This is a genomic window from Steroidobacter sp., assembly GCF_036402275.1.
Taxonomy (GTDB): domain Bacteria; phylum Pseudomonadota; class Gammaproteobacteria; order Steroidobacterales; family Steroidobacteraceae; genus Steroidobacter.
In genome coordinates, this window is sequence record NZ_DASWTF010000039.1 from 37326 (window position 1) to 53945 (window position 16620).

General features: G+C 62.3%; 17 protein-coding genes, 1 other RNA gene and 2 riboswitches. Of the genes, 8 read left to right on the forward strand and 10 right to left on the reverse strand.

Going from position 1 to position 16620, the window contains the following annotated elements; all coding sequences use genetic code 11:
• Positions 1–8 precede the first annotated feature (8 nt).
• Positions 9–208, reverse strand: a riboswitch (cobalamin riboswitch).
• A gap of 21 nt (positions 209–229) precedes the next feature.
• A complete protein-coding gene (locus tag VGD45_RS24515; RefSeq protein ID WP_331158005.1) occupies positions 230–697 on the reverse strand; it encodes a DoxX family protein in 468 nt (155 codons plus the stop codon).
• Between the two features lie 176 nt (positions 698–873).
• Here VGD45_RS24515 and VGD45_RS24520 point away from each other — a divergent pair, with 176 nt between their 5' ends.
• The gene (locus tag VGD45_RS24520) at positions 874–1131 is read left to right on the forward strand and encodes a hypothetical protein (protein ID WP_331158006.1); all 258 of its coding nucleotides are present in this window, start codon (positions 874–876) and stop codon (positions 1129–1131) included.
• A 38-nt stretch (positions 1132–1169) separates the two neighbouring features.
• Here VGD45_RS24520 and VGD45_RS24525 read toward each other — a convergent pair whose 3' ends face one another.
• From VGD45_RS24525 to cobT, 5 genes are all read right to left on the reverse strand, one after another.
• Positions 1170–1850, reverse strand: coding sequence for a DUF3379 family protein (locus VGD45_RS24525; protein ID WP_331158007.1), 681 nt, complete (start codon positions 1848–1850; stop codon positions 1170–1172).
• Positions 1847–2362, reverse strand: a complete 516-nt coding sequence (locus VGD45_RS24530) for a sigma-70 family RNA polymerase sigma factor (RefSeq protein ID WP_331158008.1) — start codon at positions 2360–2362, stop codon at positions 1847–1849. The genes VGD45_RS24525 and VGD45_RS24530 overlap by 4 nt, the downstream gene beginning before the upstream one ends.
• Positions 2363–2432: 70 nt before the next feature.
• Positions 2433–2972 carry a histidine phosphatase family protein gene (locus tag VGD45_RS24535; RefSeq protein WP_331158009.1) on the reverse strand — a complete coding sequence of 180 codons (540 nt, stop codon included), beginning with the start codon at positions 2970–2972 and terminating at the stop codon, positions 2433–2435.
• The gene (locus VGD45_RS24540; RefSeq protein WP_331158010.1) at positions 2957–3751 is read right to left on the reverse strand and encodes an adenosylcobinamide-GDP ribazoletransferase; all 795 of its coding nucleotides are present in this window, start codon (positions 3749–3751) and stop codon (positions 2957–2959) included. The genes VGD45_RS24535 and VGD45_RS24540 overlap by 16 nt, the downstream gene beginning before the upstream one ends.
• Complete coding sequence (gene cobT, locus VGD45_RS24545) at positions 3748–4758, reverse strand: nicotinate-nucleotide--dimethylbenzimidazole phosphoribosyltransferase (RefSeq protein WP_331158011.1); 1011 nt, start codon at positions 4756–4758, stop codon at positions 3748–3750. Before cobT ends, VGD45_RS24540 begins: the two co-directional genes overlap by 4 nt.
• A gap of 26 nt (positions 4759–4784) precedes the next feature.
• Here cobT and cobU point away from each other — a divergent pair, with 26 nt between their 5' ends.
• From cobU to VGD45_RS24570, 5 genes are all read left to right on the forward strand, one after another.
• Positions 4785–5378 (forward strand): bifunctional adenosylcobinamide kinase/adenosylcobinamide-phosphate guanylyltransferase, encoded by a 594-nt coding sequence (gene cobU / locus VGD45_RS24550; RefSeq protein WP_331158012.1) that lies wholly within the window; start codon positions 4785–4787, stop codon positions 5376–5378.
• A 9-nt stretch (positions 5379–5387) separates the two neighbouring features.
• A riboswitch (cobalamin riboswitch) is annotated at positions 5388–5604 on the forward strand.
• Positions 5585–9988, forward strand: a complete 4404-nt coding sequence (locus VGD45_RS24555) for a cobaltochelatase subunit CobN (RefSeq protein WP_331158013.1) — start codon at positions 5585–5587, stop codon at positions 9986–9988. (Overlaps the previous riboswitch by 20 nt.)
• A complete protein-coding gene (locus tag VGD45_RS24560) occupies positions 9985–10422 on the forward strand; it encodes a MotA/TolQ/ExbB proton channel family protein (RefSeq protein ID WP_331158014.1) in 438 nt (145 codons plus the stop codon). The genes VGD45_RS24555 and VGD45_RS24560 overlap by 4 nt, the downstream gene beginning before the upstream one ends.
• Entirely contained in the window at positions 10419–10724 is a 306-nt protein-coding gene (locus tag VGD45_RS24565) for a DUF2149 domain-containing protein (protein WP_331158015.1), read from the forward strand. Before VGD45_RS24560 ends, VGD45_RS24565 begins: the two co-directional genes overlap by 4 nt.
• A gap of 38 nt (positions 10725–10762) precedes the next feature.
• Positions 10763–11524, forward strand: coding sequence for an inositol monophosphatase family protein (locus tag VGD45_RS24570; protein ID WP_331158016.1), 762 nt, complete (start codon positions 10763–10765; stop codon positions 11522–11524).
• On the opposite strand, the gene VGD45_RS24575 is transcribed toward VGD45_RS24570, so the two are convergent.
• The 4 genes from VGD45_RS24575 to VGD45_RS24590 all read right to left on the reverse strand — a co-directional run bounded on the left by VGD45_RS24575 (position 11525) and on the right by VGD45_RS24590 (position 15168).
• On the reverse strand, positions 11525–12295 hold the full coding sequence (locus tag VGD45_RS24575) for a hypothetical protein (protein WP_331158017.1): 771 nt from the start codon (positions 12293–12295) through the stop codon (positions 11525–11527). It lies immediately after the preceding gene.
• Between the two features lie 47 nt (positions 12296–12342).
• Positions 12343–12528, reverse strand: coding sequence for a CPXCG motif-containing cysteine-rich protein (locus VGD45_RS24580; RefSeq protein ID WP_161813035.1), 186 nt, complete (start codon positions 12526–12528; stop codon positions 12343–12345).
• A 9-nt stretch (positions 12529–12537) separates the two neighbouring features.
• Positions 12538–12906: a YraN family protein gene (locus tag VGD45_RS24585; RefSeq protein ID WP_331158018.1), complete on the reverse strand. Its 369-nt coding sequence runs from the start codon at positions 12904–12906 to the stop codon at positions 12538–12540.
• A 375-nt stretch (positions 12907–13281) separates the two neighbouring features.
• On the reverse strand, positions 13282–15168 hold the full coding sequence (locus VGD45_RS24590; protein ID WP_331158019.1) for a penicillin-binding protein activator: 1887 nt from the start codon (positions 15166–15168) through the stop codon (positions 13282–13284).
• A gap of 87 nt (positions 15169–15255) precedes the next feature.
• Between VGD45_RS24590 and rsmI the strand changes: the two genes are divergently transcribed.
• Positions 15256–16119 (forward strand): 16S rRNA (cytidine(1402)-2'-O)-methyltransferase, encoded by an 864-nt coding sequence (gene rsmI, locus VGD45_RS24595; protein ID WP_331158020.1) that lies wholly within the window; start codon positions 15256–15258, stop codon positions 16117–16119.
• 42 nt (positions 16120–16161) lie between these two features.
• An RNA gene (rnpB, locus tag VGD45_RS24600) (RNase P RNA component class A) lies at positions 16162–16548 on the forward strand.
• Positions 16549–16620 lie beyond the last annotated feature (72 nt).

Below are 16620 nucleotides of genomic sequence, written 5' to 3' on the forward strand. Positions count from 1 at the left end.
GGCCGATCGATGGACGACGGCGGCAAGCAGGTCTCCTGGCTGGTGGCTGAAGTCCTCGCGTCACCTTCCCGGCGGGCCCGTTTCCGTCGGCCTCGCCAGTGGTTTTTTGACGCGCGGCGAACCACTTACAGTTGCGGGGGCAGCCCGGGCTTCACACCCGAGTTCCCTTTGAATCCCCTGATGGGGAACTTGTCGCGCGGCGCGAGGATGCGGTTCGGGCGGGCAATCGTCAAGCCCGGCCTGCCCGCCGCCGGTGCAGCCATTGGTCCAGCGACCACGGGCCCGGGCCATAGATGGCCAGCACCAGCAGGATAAACCCCCAGAAGTAATGCTGGCCGATGGCGGCCGCAAAGCCCTCCTGGTACAGAACGTGCGCATAGGAAACGACCGCCAGCACGTTGACGGCCTGCAGGCCGAGCGCGCTGATCCGGCCAAACAGGCCGAGGATGAGCAGGGTGGGGAACACCAGCTCGCCCGCGGTGCCGGCGATAGCCGCCAGGTGAGGCGAGAGCAGCGGCACGCGATATTCGTATTCGAACAAGGCGATCGTGCTGTCCCAGTCCGACAGCTTGAGATAGCCCGATTTCAGGAACACCCAGCTCACGTACACTCGCGAGGCCAGCGCGAACGGCGCCTGGAGTTTGTCCAGCAGGCGCGCCCACGTGCTGTTCGGGTCCATCAAAGCGTCGCTCAGCATGTTCAGCTCCGGTAAGACAGTGTCAGGCTATAGACCGGTGGCGTGGCTGGCTTATTACTTCGCCAGGATGTAATGCAATGGCGACCGGCCCGGTCTGGTGCGCTAGATGCTGTTCGCGGCATCGCTGACGATCCGTTTCACCGCATACGTCCAATAATCATCGAGGAGAAAGATTCATGAGCACTCAAAAAGCCACTCGCGCCGCCATGGCTGCCGCCGCTGCATTGCTTTTCAGCAGCGTGGCGATGACCGCCAACGCGGCGGACGAAGCCAAAGTCAAATGCGAAGGCGTCAATGCGTGTAAGGGCCACTCGGCCTGCGGCACGGCCACCAATGCGTGCCAGGGGCAGAACTCGTGCAAGGGCAAGGGTTATTTGCTGATGACCAAGGCCGAGTGCGATGCGGCCAAGGCCAAGATGAAGAAGCCGAGCTGAGCTGATGTGTTTGGGGCGCTGGTTCGCCAGCGCCCATCTCACCGGTATTCCAGCGCGCTCAATACCGTCCACGCGACATCGTCCACCGGCACCTCCTTACCCAGCACCACGATCACGCCGCGCGGCGCGGGCACGATCATGCCTTCGAAGCCTTCTTCGTCGATTCGCTCCTGCTTCTGGGTGGGCGCATGAGGCACCACCAGCACGGTGACCGGTCCTTGCCCGGTCTGCACGACGAGATGTGGAATTCGCTGGCCGCGGAATTCACAGTACTGAGCGTATGAAACTCGCGCTGCGCCCGGCTTCAAACGCATTCGCGCTGCCGACATGATCTGCTCGAGGCGTGCTGCATCGACAGTTTCCGACGTGCGGACCATCGAGAACTGCTCGTGTTTCATGTGAGCGATGGCTTCTTGGGCGAAGCTTTCTCGAGGTGTCAGCAGCCACAGTGACATTGCGCCGACGAGCACTGTGACGAGCACGCTTGCGGCCATTCGCCACAAACGCGGCGCTGGCGCGCGCTTTCTCGACAACAGTTGAGCCGCGTCCTGCCCGGCAGGAGCGTCGACGGCGAGTGCCCGATAGATCAAACGATCCATCGCCTGCATCTCTTCGCGATAGCGCGCGCAGTCCGGGCAGCTCGCGATGTGTGCGAGCACATCGGGATTGGTGGTGTTGGGCTCTGCGCCCACGATGGTTCGGAGCTCTTCGCAGTTCATGACCGCGCGCCCTCCGCACCTACCAGCTGTTGACGCAGCACCTGTCGCGCACGAAACAATCGCGTCAGCACCGCGGCGACGCTGATTTCCAGGTGCTTGGCAATCTCTTCGGTGGAATAACCCAGCAACACCTGCAACACCAGCGGCTCGCGGTGGATGACATCTAATTTCAGGATCGCGCGCCGCATTTCCGCGACTTCGTGCCGATCGTCGACGGCCAGCGCCTCGGGCTCCGATTCGTTGGCCACATCGATGTCCACCATCGGCAATCTCTTACGCTCGAACACCCGCGCCAGCTCGCGCCTCGCGATGGTGAGCAGCCAGGGCCGCGCCGCTGCCTCGTCGCCCAGCGAATCCAACGATCGCCAGGCCCGCAACAGCGTCTCCTGCACCACGTCCTCCGCCAAAGCCCGATCCCGACACAACCAATAGACGAACCGAAACACATCGGCCCGAAACGGCATGCACAGCGCCTCGAAGCGCCCACGCTCGCCGGCACTGTCAACGCTCATGGGAAGTAGACCCGGGCAGCGCGGAAGTTATTACGCGGCGCGCAAGGATGGGTCATGTCAGCCGATGCTGTCAGCCAGGGAGAATGTCGAAGCGAGCGTGCTCGCCCCAGTTCAGATTCCAGGACCACCGGTCTTCCATGCGCAGGCCGGCCGCCAGACAACGCAAAACGCGCAGCGGCCCGCCGTGCGCGACGATGGCGCAGCGGGAGACCGGCGCGGGGAGCGCCGCTCGATACCAGGTGGCGACTCGGGTCCATAGAGCTTGTTCTGTTTCTCCTCCGGGGGGCGACCGGTTCCAGGGATCCGCAGCCCACGGGTCGCTATGTTCCCTCGGAATTCGAGTCCACGGCAATTGCTCCCATTGCCCGAAGTCGAGCTCCTGGAGGTCGGGCGCCAAGGTGAGCGTGCATGCGTCTCTTTGCGCCAGCGCCGTCGCCAGGCGTGCGCAACGCTGTGCCGGACTCGAATAGATCAGATCGAACTTGGGCAGTCGCTCGAGGGCCAATTGAATATCGCTGTCCGCCGTCTCCGCGAGCGCCACGTCCGTGCGACCGTAACAAATGCCGTTCGCGACCGCCGGCGCGGTGTGCCGGATCAGAAAGAGTTCCACGACGCCAGCATGGCCACGTAAAAACTGATTTCGGTCAGCTGCTGCGCAGCGCCCAGCGTATCGCCGGTGAAGCCGCCGAGCCGTCGCATGAACCAACGAGCCAAGGCGTACAGCACCAACAGCGCGCCGAAGAAACCCGCGACCGCGTGCATGCCGCACCAGTACAACGGTGCGATACCTATCAAGGCCGCGAAGACGAATTCGCCTCGTCCCATCGGCTGAGCAACCGCTCGTGCTCGTGACAGCTCCGGATTGCCGACATAGCTGCCGGCAAACAGCAGCGTCACCGCGCAAGCACGCGAGAACGCATGGCCTGAGATCAATACAACGATCGCCAGTGTCACAGGCAGGGCGCTCAGCGCTGCAACTTTGATCAGCACTGTGAGAACGAGCGCAGCGACACCAAACGTGCCGATGCGCGAGTCCTTCATGATCTCCAGCGCTCGCTCGCGGGTCGCTCCGCCGCCCAATCCATCGAAAGTGTCCGCCAGGCCGTCCTCATGAAATGCACCTGTTAGAAATATAGTCGCAGCCGTGCTGAGGATGACCGGCAGTGGCCCGGGCAGAATCAAACTCGTCGCCCACAACACCAGCGCGCCGACGGCTCCAACGAAGATGCCCACGGCGGTGAAATATCGAGCTGTGCCGTTCAGATCCTCCGCCGAATGGCCCACCCAGGAAGGCATGGGCACGCGCGTGAAATACTGAATCGCCACGAGCAGCAGGCGCAGCTCGGTCAGCAGCCATGAAGGGCGGACGCTGTGCGCTTCGCTGTTCATGAGGCGCGATCGTCCACTCCGGCGGATTCGAAACTGGCCATTTCGGTCATCAAGCGTGCGGCAGCGTCGATGATGGGCCATGCCATCGCCGCGCCGGTGCCTTCGCCAAGTCGCATTCCGAGGTCGAGCAGGGGTTTCACATCGAGGTGCGCCAACAGTTGACGATGCGCGTGCTCGGCGGAGCAATGGCTGAAGATGCAGCGGGAACGCACTCGCGGATCGATTTCGATGGCGAGCAGCGCTGCGACAGTGACAGCGAAGCCGTCGATCACGGCGATACATTTCTCATCGGCCGTGGCGAGCAGCGCGCCAGTGATCATGGCCAGTTCGAACCCGCCGAACTCGGTGATTGTTTCGATCGGAGTGAGCTTCTCCGGCCGTCGCGCGGACGCCACCGCCAAACGTTCGCGCTTACGTGCGAGACCCACGTCGTCGAGCCCAGTGCCGCGCCCAACGCACTCGTCCAAGGACCAGCCCGTCCGCCGATGCAACAGCATGGACGCGCAGGCCGTGTTGCCGATGCCCATCTCACCAAACATCAACGCATTGGAACCTTGGCGCAGGGCGTCTTGCGCCAACGCCCGACCCGTAGCGATCGCATGCTCGCGCTGCTCGGCTGTCATCGCCGGCTCGATCCGGAAGTTGCGTGTGCCGCGGGCGGGGGCGCGAGCCAGAAGGGAAGGATGTTCGCCGATGTCGGTCGCGACTCCGGCATCGACGACGCGCAGGGTGATGCCATGCTGTCGCGCGAGTACATTGATGGCCGCTCCACCTCGCAGGTAGTTCAGCAGCATCTGGGCCGTGACCGACTGTGGGAAGGCGCTCACACCATCGGTGGCGATGCCGTGGTCGGCCGCAAATACAAACATTTGTGGCGCACGGAAAGCCGGCGTGTCGGTGTCGAGCGCGAGGCCGATGCGAACGGCGAGCGTCTCCAGCGTGCCTAATGAGCCCTGCGGCTTGGTGCGCGTGTCGAGTCGGCGTTGCAAGGCGGCGTTGGTTATCATATCGGTTGGAACTGTGAGTGCGGGCAATGAAAGACAACGAGTCAGGTGAGCGAACTTCGGCCGGGCGACGGCTGATTCTGGGTGGCGCGCGCTCCGGGAAGACCGCTCACGCCATCGCGTTGGCCAGGTCGCTGTCGGCGGCGCGAGGCATCTCCGTGACATATGTTGCCACGGCGCAAGCCCTCGATCAGGAAATGCAACATCGCATCTCGCTGCATCGTGCCGAGCGGCCGGCAACATGGCGAACCTTAGAAGCACCAGCCGGCCTTGCGCAAGCACTGCGCGATCACAGCGAGCCCGCCATCCTGGTCGTCGACTGCATGACGCTGTGGTTATCGAACGCATTGCTGAAAGATTTCCGCGAGGATGCGCCGACTGCCGTGCTGCCGAACTGGGAGTCCGAGCGCAGCGAATTTTTGCAATGGCTGCAAGCAGTTCGCGGCGATGTGCTGTTGATTTCCAACGAAGTCGGCGCGGGCATCGTCCCGTTGTCGCCGTTGTCCCGCCGCTTTCAGGACGAGCAGGGGCGGTTGAATCAGGCGCTCGCGGCGGTGTGCGACCAGGTGACGCTGGTGGTGGCCGGAATCGCCGTGCCCATCAAGCCGGCGGCCGGTCATTAATTGACGAACCCAAATTGACGAACTCAGAGTTTTCGCGCACTGTGCGCGCGAACGACAAGCAATGGGAACCGGGTGCAATGCCCGGGCTGCCCCCGCAACTGTAAGCGGTGCCGCCATCGAAGCTCCTGAAACATCGGGGCTGCCACTGGGCTGAACGGCCTGGGAAGGTGATGGCAAGGCGCGAAGCCGCGAGCCAGGAGACCAGCTTGCCGTGGTCGTCTTCGTGCAGCCGGGGTGTGCTGAACGAGCGGGAATTCCTGCAGCGACGACAGACTCGGTGCACGCTGAATGGCGGCGCCGTGATGTTGGTCAGCTTCGGGGTCCTGGACGTGCGCCGCTCGCAATTCCGCTTCGTTCTCCGCCGTTCGTGCGGATTTTTGTTGCTCCTGCTGCTTCCATTGCTCGCATCGGCGGCCACGCTGGTTGCGGTCGTTTCCGAGCGCAACTCCGGCGATCTCGCGCAGGCGGCTCGCGATTTCAATCGACGCCTGCCACAACATCGGCTGGTCTTTCGAACGACGGCGCAGATCGATGCGTTGAGCGACGCGCAGTTGCAGGAACTGATCGGCGGCGCGGATGCGCTGCTGCTCGCAACGGTGTTCAAGGAAACGGCCCAGCGCATTCAGGCATTGCTGCCGGAAGCGCAGGCGCGCGAGGTTATTGCTGTGGCTGGCGATCCTGCGCTTGGGCGTCAAAGTCGATGGCGCGGCAAACGTTTGTTTGCTGAAGAAGATCCGCGGTATGCGGAGTTGTCATCTCTCACCGCTGAGAAGGATGCTAGCGCGGAAACCGTCGCTGCCGCAGTTCGACGCCATCCACAGCTGACGCCTTGGATTCAAGGGCGAGCCTACTGGCAGAACCGCGGCGAATCGAATCTGATTTCGTTGCTGGCATTGCTCCTGTCCGAGCAGGATCGAGCGGCCGCCGCGGCCATCAAGCCCGTCGAAGATGCGCTGCCCATGCGCTTTCACTATCGGGGCGAATGGTTCACAGCCCAAACGCTTCCGTTGGCTGGGGGCCGGCGCGTCGTCGCGGTGCTCGAGGATCAGCACGCCGACGTCGTTTTGAGCGAAGCGATCTGCCGCGCGCTGAGCGAGCGATCCTTGGACTGCCTAACTGTGCTTGCTGGTTGGGGCAAGCCGAGCAGCGACGCGCTCGCGATCTTGCGTGACAAAGTCGGCGCTCGCCTGGGCGCAATCGTGTCGGTGCAGGACTTCATCGTCGGTGGCAGCAGCGATCGCGCGGTCGCGACTCGGCATCTCGATCAATTGGATGTGCCGGTGCTGAAGGCGTTGCGCTTGCACGATGTCACCGCCGACGGTTGGCGAATGTCCGAGCACGGCCTTGCTTGGGACAGTGTTTATTACCGCGTGGCCATGCCGGAGCTGCAAGGTATCAGCCAGCCTATCGTGGTCGCTGCCGCGGCCGCCGCGCAAGTGGATGCGCTCACTGGCATCGCCGTCACGCAAGTGGCGGCTATCCCCTCGCAGGTGGGCCAGCTGACTGCGCGCATCGACCGATGGATTCGTTTGCAGCAGACCAAGAACGCCGACAAGCACGTTGCCATTGTTTATTACAACCATCCGCCGGGGCGTCACAACATCGGCGCGGACAATCTCGACGTGCCGGCCTCGCTGCTGGAAATTCTGCGCGCAATGAAGCGCGAGGGCTATGACACCGGGCCGTTGCCTGAGTCATCCGCCGCGTTGCTGGAGAAATTGCAGCAGGATGGTGTGAATCTTCCCGAGCAGGGCGATGTGTTGCGAGCGATGGCGGCGCGCGTCGCCAACGTCAGCGCCGATCAATACGCGAAATGGTTCGCGACGCTGCCCGAAGCTTTGCAGAAAGAAATGACGGGCGGCCCGTTAGCCTTGCTGCAAGCAAACGTGTCGGCCGCTCAGGCGGCTCGCTTGCCGCAAGAAGCGCGCGGGCAAGTCACGCGCACGTTGCATGAGGTCGAGCATTTGCTGGAAGGCGCTCAGCATCCTGCTCGCGCTCGGGCCTTGGACCTGGTTCAGCAGCTCCAGGCGGCTTATGAAATTCAGCTGACCAAGGGCGGTAACGAAGCGCGCATCGACTCGCTGACTCGCGCCATTGCCGCCACGGGCATCGAGGGGTTGCGCGGCTGGGGCGAGTTGCCGGGCAATGTCATGGTGAACAAAGGCAAGTTGGTGTTGCCAGGCGTGCGCTTCGGCAAAGTGTTCGTGGGTCCACAGCCGCCGCGCGGCTGGGAGTTGAACGAGGAGTTGCTACACGCCAACACCAGCATCCCGCCGACGCACCAGTATCTCGCTTTCTATTTCTGGCTGCGCCATGAGTTTCGCGCGGATGCCATCGTGCATCTCGGGCGGCATTCGACATATGAGTTCCTGCCGCGCAAAGGCGTCGGTCAGGATGAGCTCGATTATCCGGCGCTCATCGCCGGCGACATTCCCGGGATCTATCCCTACATCGTCGATGGGGTGGGCGAGGGGCTGCAGGCGAAGCGACGGGGATTGGCTGTGATCGTGGATCATTTGATTCCGCCTCTCACCGCGACGCCGCTCTACGACGACCTCTTGCGCCTGCGACAACTGGTGGAGAGCTACGAGTCATCGAACAATCCGGCGTTGCGCAAGCAGGCAGCTGCGTCCATGCGCGGCCTGATCGATGAGTTGCATCTCAAGGACGCCTTGACCGCCAGCATGGATGCGGAGCTGAAGGTGCGCGGCATCTCGTTCGAACAGGCGGACGATGAGTTGCTGGTGCACGAGATCGGTCACTACCTCACGCACTTGCAAGAAGATTTCATGCCGCTGGGCCTGCACGTGTTCGGGAAGCCTTGGACCGCCGAAGCGTTGAACACGATGCTGGTGTCGATGAAGGCGGGCAAGGGCGATGAGGCTCTGCGTCGGAATCTGGAGAGCTCGCCATCGAATGAAATGCGAGCGCTGCTGCACGGACTGTCGGGTCGATTCATTCCGGCCGGTCCGGGCAACGATCCGATTCGCAATGCCGAGGCGCTGCCGACGGGAAGAAACTTTCATGGCCTCGACAACAGCCTGATTCCATCGCGGCTCGGTTACACGCTCGGCTCGAAGCTGGCGTCCGAGGCGCGCGCGAAAGTGGAAGAGGACGGCAAGGAGGCAGTCATTCTTTGGGCGTCCGATTCGGTGCGCGATGAAGGCGCGATGGTGGGATTCGGTCTGTCGCTGCTGGGCGTGGCCCCCGAATGGAACAGTCGCGGTATCGTGGCAGGGTTGGAGCGGCTGCCTTTGAACGAAGTGGGCATGCGCGCCGACACCGTATTCGTTACGTCGGGCCTGTTCCGTGATTTGTTCGGTCAGCAGATCGTGTGGCTGGACAAGGCCGTGTTGCTGGCGCTGGATGGCAGTCGCCGTACCATCGAGCGCAGTCGCCCCGATCTCGCGTCATCGCTGCGTGCCGCGCTGGAGCCGTTAGGACCGCTGGCGCACGCGGGCGATGAGCCATTGTCTCGCAATCATGTCGCCCGTCATTGGGTGATTGAAACATCTGCGCTGATCAAACAAGGCATCGGCCATGCCGAGGCCGGAAAGCAGGCCAGCCTGCGCGTGTTCGGGACTTCGCCAGGCGATTACAGCGCGGGCGTCAATCGCGCGGTCGAGCGATCGGGCAGCTGGAACGATCGCAAGGAGCTCGCGAAGATCTACATCGATCGCATCGGTCACGCGTACTCGGCCGATGGTGCGAGCCAGGCTCAGCAAGAGCTGTTACGCAACAACCTGCGCGCCGTGCGGAACACGTACCTCGGACGTTCCAGCAATCTGTACGGCTTGATGGATAACAACGACGCGTTCGATTATCTCGGCGGCTTGAGCCTTGCCGTGGAAACATTGAGCGGTCGCGTGCCGGCAAGTCACGTCGCCGATCATTCGAACCCGTCACAGCCGCAGATGCAGGCACTCCCGGCCGCCTTGCTCGCCGAGCTGCGCGGGCGCTATCTGAACCCAGCGTGGATCAAACCCCTGATGCAGCATGGCTATGCGGGCGCGCGCACCATGGGCAGCGAGTTCATGGAATATCTGTGGGGCTGGCAGGTGACCAATCCCGATGTGATCAAGAGCTGGGCCTGGGACGAGGTCAAGCAGGTGTATCTGGACGATAGTCACGGCCTCGGGCTGGACGAGTTCCTGGAGCAGGGCTCGAACGTGCATGTGAAGACCAACATGATGGCCATCCTGCTGGTCGCGGCTGAAAAACAATTCTGGCAGGCCGACGCGGCGACCTTGCAACAGCTCAGTCAGCAGTGGGTGGATCTGCTACTCGAACATGGCTTGCCTGGCAGCGGACATACCCAGCCGGATCATCCGGTGTTTCAGTGGGTTCAGCCGTATCTGCGCGCGGATCAGATCGAGCCGCTCAAGCAATTACTCGACCGTGCGCGCGTCGATGCGAAGGCGGCTTCGTCGCCCACGACGATGGCTGAGTTGCAGGCTGCGAATGAGCAGTCTCAACAGAGTGCTGAGGGGCAGCCCTCGGGCGGGCGGTCGCCTTGGGGACTGATGCTGATCGTTGTGGTCGTGGCCGTTCTGCTGTCCGCAGGTTACTTGCGCGGACGTTACGTTGCTCCGAAGGGTCGTTCCGCATGAGCTCATTTATCGTTCAATGGACACACGCGCTGGTGCCCATGTTGCTGGTGCCGGTCGTCATTGGATTGTTTGTTTGTATCGCGCTCGCGTGCGTCGATATCGGCGTGCTGGTGGGAGAGCGAGGGTTGTTACGTCGAAATGAGCGGCCGGCTGACGTCGCCGCCATCGAGCGTCGTGCTCATCGGCGCATCGAACGGGCAGACATCCTCACTCGCACGTCGCCCATGCTTGGATTGATGGCCACGCTGATCTCGCTTGGCCCTGGTCTGACGGCACTGAGTAACGGCAATCTGAATTTGCTCGCCGAGGCGATGCTGACCGCCTTCGATGCGACGGTGCTCGGGCTCGCGGCCGGTGTGGTTGGCTTCATCATCGGCCGGCTACGGCGGCGTTGGTACGATGAGGCCCTGCAGCGGTGGGAGCAGCAGGCATGAAGCGGCGTTGGACCAGCACACGATTCGACGAGACTCCCGAGGATCCGCAGGCCTCGCTGGTCAACCTCGTGGACATCATGCTCGTGTTTATCTGTGGCCTGATCGTCGCGCTGGTCTCGGCGCAACCGGCACTCGACATGACATCGAGCAGCGCCGAAGGCGGCCAGCAGGTCGAACAGGGTCGGGAGCTCACCGAGTTGCCGGAGGGCCTGCGCGGCCAGGCGGCGGGCGCGGGCATGGAGCCCGTTGGACAGGTGTATCGGGATCCGAAGACGGGGAAGCTGATCCTGGTCGGCGAGTAGTACACTGTCGGCCTTTGCCGGCCAGTGTCCGTACTCTTATGAATTCGCCGTTCCTGACCACCGCACTTGAAGCCGCCCGCGCGGGGGCCGATGTCATCCGCCGCTACTACCAGCGCAACCTGCAAGTCACCATCAAGGCGGACAAGTCGCCCGTGACCGAGGCGGATGTCGAGACCGAGAAGGTCATCCACAACGTCATCAGCTCGAAGTTTCCTTCGCATGGCTTTTATGGCGAAGAAACGGGGCAGAGCGCGATGGATTCGGAATATCTGTGGCTGGTCGATCCCATCGACGGCACGAAGGCGTTCGTGCGCGAATATCCGATGTTCTCCACGCAGATCGCGCTCATGCATCGCGGTCGGCTCATTCTCGGCGTGTCGTCAGCGCCGGTGTATGGAGAGCTTGCGTGGGCAGAGATCGGCCAGGGCGCGTGGCTCAACGATCAGCCTCTCAAGGTGAGCGAGATCGACGCCATCGAGTTGGGCGCGATTTCAGCGGGCAATCTCAAGACGCTGGCGAGTGGTCCGAAGTGGGATCGGTTCGGCAAGCTCGTCGCGCGGGCGCATCGTATTCGTGGCTACGGTGACTTTTTGCACTATCACTTGCTGGCGGCGGGCAAGATCGATGTGGTCGTCGAGTCGGATGTGAACATTCTCGATATCGCGGCGTGCGCGGTCATTGTCGAGGCCGCCGGCGGCAAGTTCACGGATCTCGAGGGCAAGCCGTTGACGTTGGAGACGACGTCGGTGCTCGCCAGCAACGGCAAGTTACATCCGACGGTGCTCGGCGCGCTGGCCTGATTATTCCTTGTACCAGCCGATTTCCTCGGCAGTCAGCTGGCCTACCACGACTTGGCGCAACGACTCCGGCGTCGTCGATTTTGAGCTCGTTACTGGAATGCGGCCGCCCATGAGCTCCGCATAATCTTGCGGCAGCAGCGGCTGTTTGTCCGGTTCTGCGTAGCCGATGGGATTGAGCGGCTGGTTGTTGCTCGGATTGTATTTATCGGTCGCGCCCAGCGTATGTAACAACTCGTGGGCGGTGATGACGTCGTTCGAGCCGATCATGGATCTGTCGGCGAACACGTTCACTACCGCATATAAACCTTTCTGCATGCCGATCGAGTGCGCCACCGCCGGCGTGATCGCTGGGTCGTGATAGATCACGAACAATTTGATGTCCGGCGCCGCGCCCGGCAGGTCCGGCGACTGCCATGCCCAATAACGCATGCGCAGGCTCCACCACATGATGCTGAGCACATTCGCGTTTCGATCGAGCGCGGGCGGCTGCTCGCCCAGCGGCGGCGCTGATTGGAATTGCACCGGCCGTTCCATGGCCAGGCCCCAACTGTCAGCCTCTTCCTCGAAGAATGCTTCCATCGCCTCGAAGCGATCCGGCTTTAGCTGATTGATGAATACGTCGACTGCGTCGCTGTCATCGCCGTTGATGGGATAGACGGTCACGCGCAGCGGGATATTCCAGTCCGTCGAGTACACACGGTCGAAGTACGTGTTCAAGGCGACGAACAGCAGAATCAGCAGCAGGATCAAAATGCGGAGTTTGCGCCACATGCCAGAACCTTACCCGCTGCCGCCAGCCGGCCCACAGGCGCGACGTCTCAGTTCGCCGATTCCACCCGCAAATCGGTGAGCTCGCCGCCCTCGGCGCTGTAATAAACGGTCATGGGCTGGCAACAGACGGAGCAATCCTCGATGTATTCCTGCGATTCGACCGAAAGGTCCAGGAACAGAGTGATGGATTCGCCGCAATGAGGGCAGGTGGTTTCAGCGGTGGTCTCGAGCATGGAGCGAGCCTATAGCGTGAATGCGTTCTTGATCCAGTCGACTTTGGCTTGGGGCTCGCCGGCGGTGATGGCGATGACGTCGAAACGAGCGGGGTAGCAGCGGAGTTCGGCGCGCTTCATCAGCAGGTGCTCGGCGGCTCTGATGAGCCTGCGCTGCTTTTCCCAAGTGATGGATGCCGCGGCGCCGCCGTACTGGTTGCTGGATCGGCATCGCACTTCCACGAAAACCAAGGTCTTGCCGTCCAACATGACCAGGTCGAGCTCACCTACCTTTGCGCGATAGTTGCGCGTAACGAGTGTCAGTCCGTGCGAAGTCAGGTGCGCGAGCGCCAACTCCTCGCCGAGCAGGCCAATTGCCTTTCGTTCCCAATCGTCCATGGCTGACTCCGCCGCATTAAAACTTGCGCCAGCGTGCCAGCACGGAACGCGACCGGGCGATCCGATTTCGCAAAGAAACGGCAGGCTATTGCGTAGCACTGCTGATTCGGAATGGTGTAGTTACGCGTGGCCTGGTGCCATATTCACTGGACTTTTTCTGCTCAGAATTATCATGTGATAAAACACCTGTGGAGATTCTCAAGTGTCTGAATGTCGCTAACTTTTAGTGCTACGAATTAAATAAATAATTGCCACGTTCGTTTGCGTGATCGAGGCCGCCGGGCTGAACGCGGGCTAGCGTCCAGCGCGCAGCGGCGGCGGATTCTCCGCAAGACGGCAGGCTGATGCGTATCTTGCCGGCGTGGTCTGGTGCAGCTACTGCACCGCTGCCGTGGCTGCGGTGCCCAGCGGGGTGGCGCGGCCGCCGGAGACTTTGGCCCAGTCGAGCTCGCGTTTGACGTGGCCGTTTTCGTCGATGGAGAGCAGGCCGGTCATGCCGGGGATGGCGTGGGCGCTGCCGAATTGGCCGGCTTTGAGGAGCGGCACGATGCGGCAGGCGTCGAAGCCGAAAGCATACAAACGGCCTCGGCCGCGAGCGCGGACGGGCCAGTGACGCGACAGGGTGGTGCGCAGTTCGGAGGAAGCGGCGTCGGGAGAGATCACCCAGGGCATGTCGGGGAAGATCACGCCTTCGAGATCGTTGTTTGCTTGCGCGTCCGGCTCGAAGATGTCCGAGGTAGCATACACCGCGAGCTCTTCGGCCATGTGAAATCGCAGAGCCGGCCGCAGCGAGCGACCCTGCACCGGCTGAGCGCCGACGAACACAAACTGCGCGTCACCACGACGGCGTGGTTCAAACTCCATCCGCGTGCCAAGCGCAGCAAACAACGCATTCGCCCGCGCACGACTCTCGTTGATCAGCAATAACTCAGTGATCGGCTGCGAATAGTCACGCGCCGAAGGATCGTAAAACTTCATGCCCGCGATCTGGCCACCGAGCGTCTTCAACTCCGTGTCGAACGCACGAAACACACGCTGGCCCCAGTCATTGTTGGGCAACAGCACCAGCCCGCGCATGCGACCATCCGCCGTCACACGTTGCGCCACCTGTCGCGCTTCTTCTTCCGGATCGAGCGAGAACTGGAACAACATCGGCGGCGGAGAAACGTTGTCGTTGGTCTGGTTGAGCGCCAATGTGAGCACCGACGTCTCGCCCGAAGTCGCAATGGCAGTCACTTCATCTTTGGTCAGCGGGCCAACGACGAACTGCGCGCCATCCGCAACGGCTCGACGATACGCCGTGGTCGCGCCCATCTCGGCGGAGTCATAAACATTCAACAACGGACGACGGCTCGCTTCCTGCTGCAACAGAGCCGCGAGAAAGCCGTCGCGCACCGCCATGCCGGCGGCCTGCTGGCGTCCGGACAGGGGCAGAATCAGCGCGATCTGCGTCGGATAATTGAGGCCAACGTTGAGTTGCGGCAGAACGTCTTCGGCAATCATCGAATTCGCCGGATGCGACGGATAGCGCGTACGCCACTGCGCGATGTCCTCGTTCGCCGAGAACGGATTGCGCGCAGTCCCGAGCGCCGCGCGACCGAGATCGAGCCAGCCCGTCAGCGTCTGACTTGAGCCCGCGGGCGCCGTGAAATCTGCGTTACCTGCCGCGCTCTTCTGCAAGCCCTGCCAGATCAACAGCTGATTCGCGCGAATTTCTTCCTGGCTGCTGAGCGTACGTTCGCGTTCGAGCGCAGCAGTGACACCCGCCGCTGGGCGATTCAGCGCAAACAACGCGCGAGCGCGAACTTCCAGAACGTCTGGCGAGAGTTCACGAGGAATCGGCTGCGGAATGCGATCCAATTCGGCTAGCGCCTTGTCTCCCCGACCGCCACGCAAAGCGAGCTCCGCCGACACGAGAGAACGCAAGCCAAAATCGGCACGAGGCAGCGATGCGCTGACCTGATTCAGCAGCGCCGTCGCCTGAGCAGTGTCGTCGGCGCGGACATACTCCCGCGAGGCGCGCAGAAGGAAACGATCACGCAATTCGCCGGGCGACTGGGCGGCCAAAGCTTCATACGAGCGAGCGGCCCCTTTGTAGTCGCCCTTCCGAGACAGCGCCTCGGCCTGGCCGACCTGGCGATCGGCGACGACGCCCGGCGTTTCTTCGACGACGCGTGTCGGCATGCAGGCGGTGACGGCAATCGCCAGTATCATGGAGGCGAGCCCCGTCATCGCCAATCGAGCCGTCTTAGTGCCATTCATTTCCACTGCATCCTCTCGGCAAGCGCCGCCGCGCATTATAGAAGCTATGCCCAGTAGTAGCGTCAGTGCATGAGCCCTGGATTTAACATGGAATCTACGGTAGAGCCCGGCACGCTGTACGTCGTCGCCACGCCGATCGGCAACCTCGGCGACCTCAGCACGCGAGCGCGCGAGGTGCTGTCGCGCGTTCAGCTGATCGCAGCCGAAGATACGCGGCACACTCGACAATTGTTGCAAGCGTTCGGCATCGATACAGCGCTTACTTCGTTGCACGAGCACAACGAGATGCAGAAAAGCGAGGCGCTGATTTCGCGCCTCTTGGCTGGAGAATCCATCGCGCTCGTGTCCGACGCGGGCACTCCGCTCATCAGCGATCCAGGCTTCGATCTAGTCGCCAATGCCCGTGCGCGCGGTGTTTCAATCGCGGTCGTGCCGGGGCCCTGCGCAGCCATCGCGGCGCTGTCGATCGCGGGCTTGCCGACGGATCGTTTCGTTTTCGAGGGCTTTTTGCCCGCGAAAAGCGGGCCTCGTGTGTCGCGCCTCAGAGAGTTGGTGAGCGAAGCCCGTACGATGATTTTTTACGAAGCTCCGCATCGACTCCCCGAAGTCCTGCGCGATCTGGCCGCCGAATTCGGCGCTGAACGCGCGGCTTCCGTGAGTCGCGAGCTCACCAAGCGATTCGAGACGACCTATACGGGAACGCTGGGCCAGCTGTGTGAAATCGCCGAGAAAAACGCAGATATGGCTCGCGGCGAGATCGTCATCATCGTGAGCGGCAACACAGCTGAGGCGAGCAGCGCGCAGAGCTTCAACGCCGATCAACTTCTGCGCACGTTGCTGGAAGATCTGCCGCCATCGCAGGCAGCGAAAATCGCCGCGAAATTAACGGGCGAAAAGCGCGGCGACTTGTACGCGCGCGCCACGCAGTTGAGCGGCGCCAAGCGCGAGTAACTTCTACCGGAACTTTCCCTCCGCTTCTGTATCATTAATGGCGGAGTCGGCCAGACAACCGCTGCTCTTGCTTGCAAGGGTGGAGGAAAGTCCGGGCTCCTAGGGCAAGGCGCCAGGTAACGCCTGGGGGACGTGAGTCCACGGAAAGTGCAACAGAAAGCAAACCGCCTAAGCGCGCGGCTTCGGCCGAGCGCCGGTAAGGGTGAAATGGTGCGGTAAGAGCGCACCGCGCCGGTGGTAACACTCGGTGGCACGGTAAACCCCGCCCGGAGCAAGACCAAATAGGGGAGCGCGCGGTCCGGTCTTCGGACTGGATCGCATGTGTGGCCCACACAGACTCCCGGGTAGGTCGCTGGAGGTACGCGGTGACGCGTATCGCAGATGAATGGTTGTCCTCGACAGAACCCGGCTTATCGGCCGACTCCTTTTCCCACCACGCCCTTGGCTCTCTCCAAGGGCATTAATTTTTTCTAAACGACGTTCAGGCTAGAGTTCGCTCTG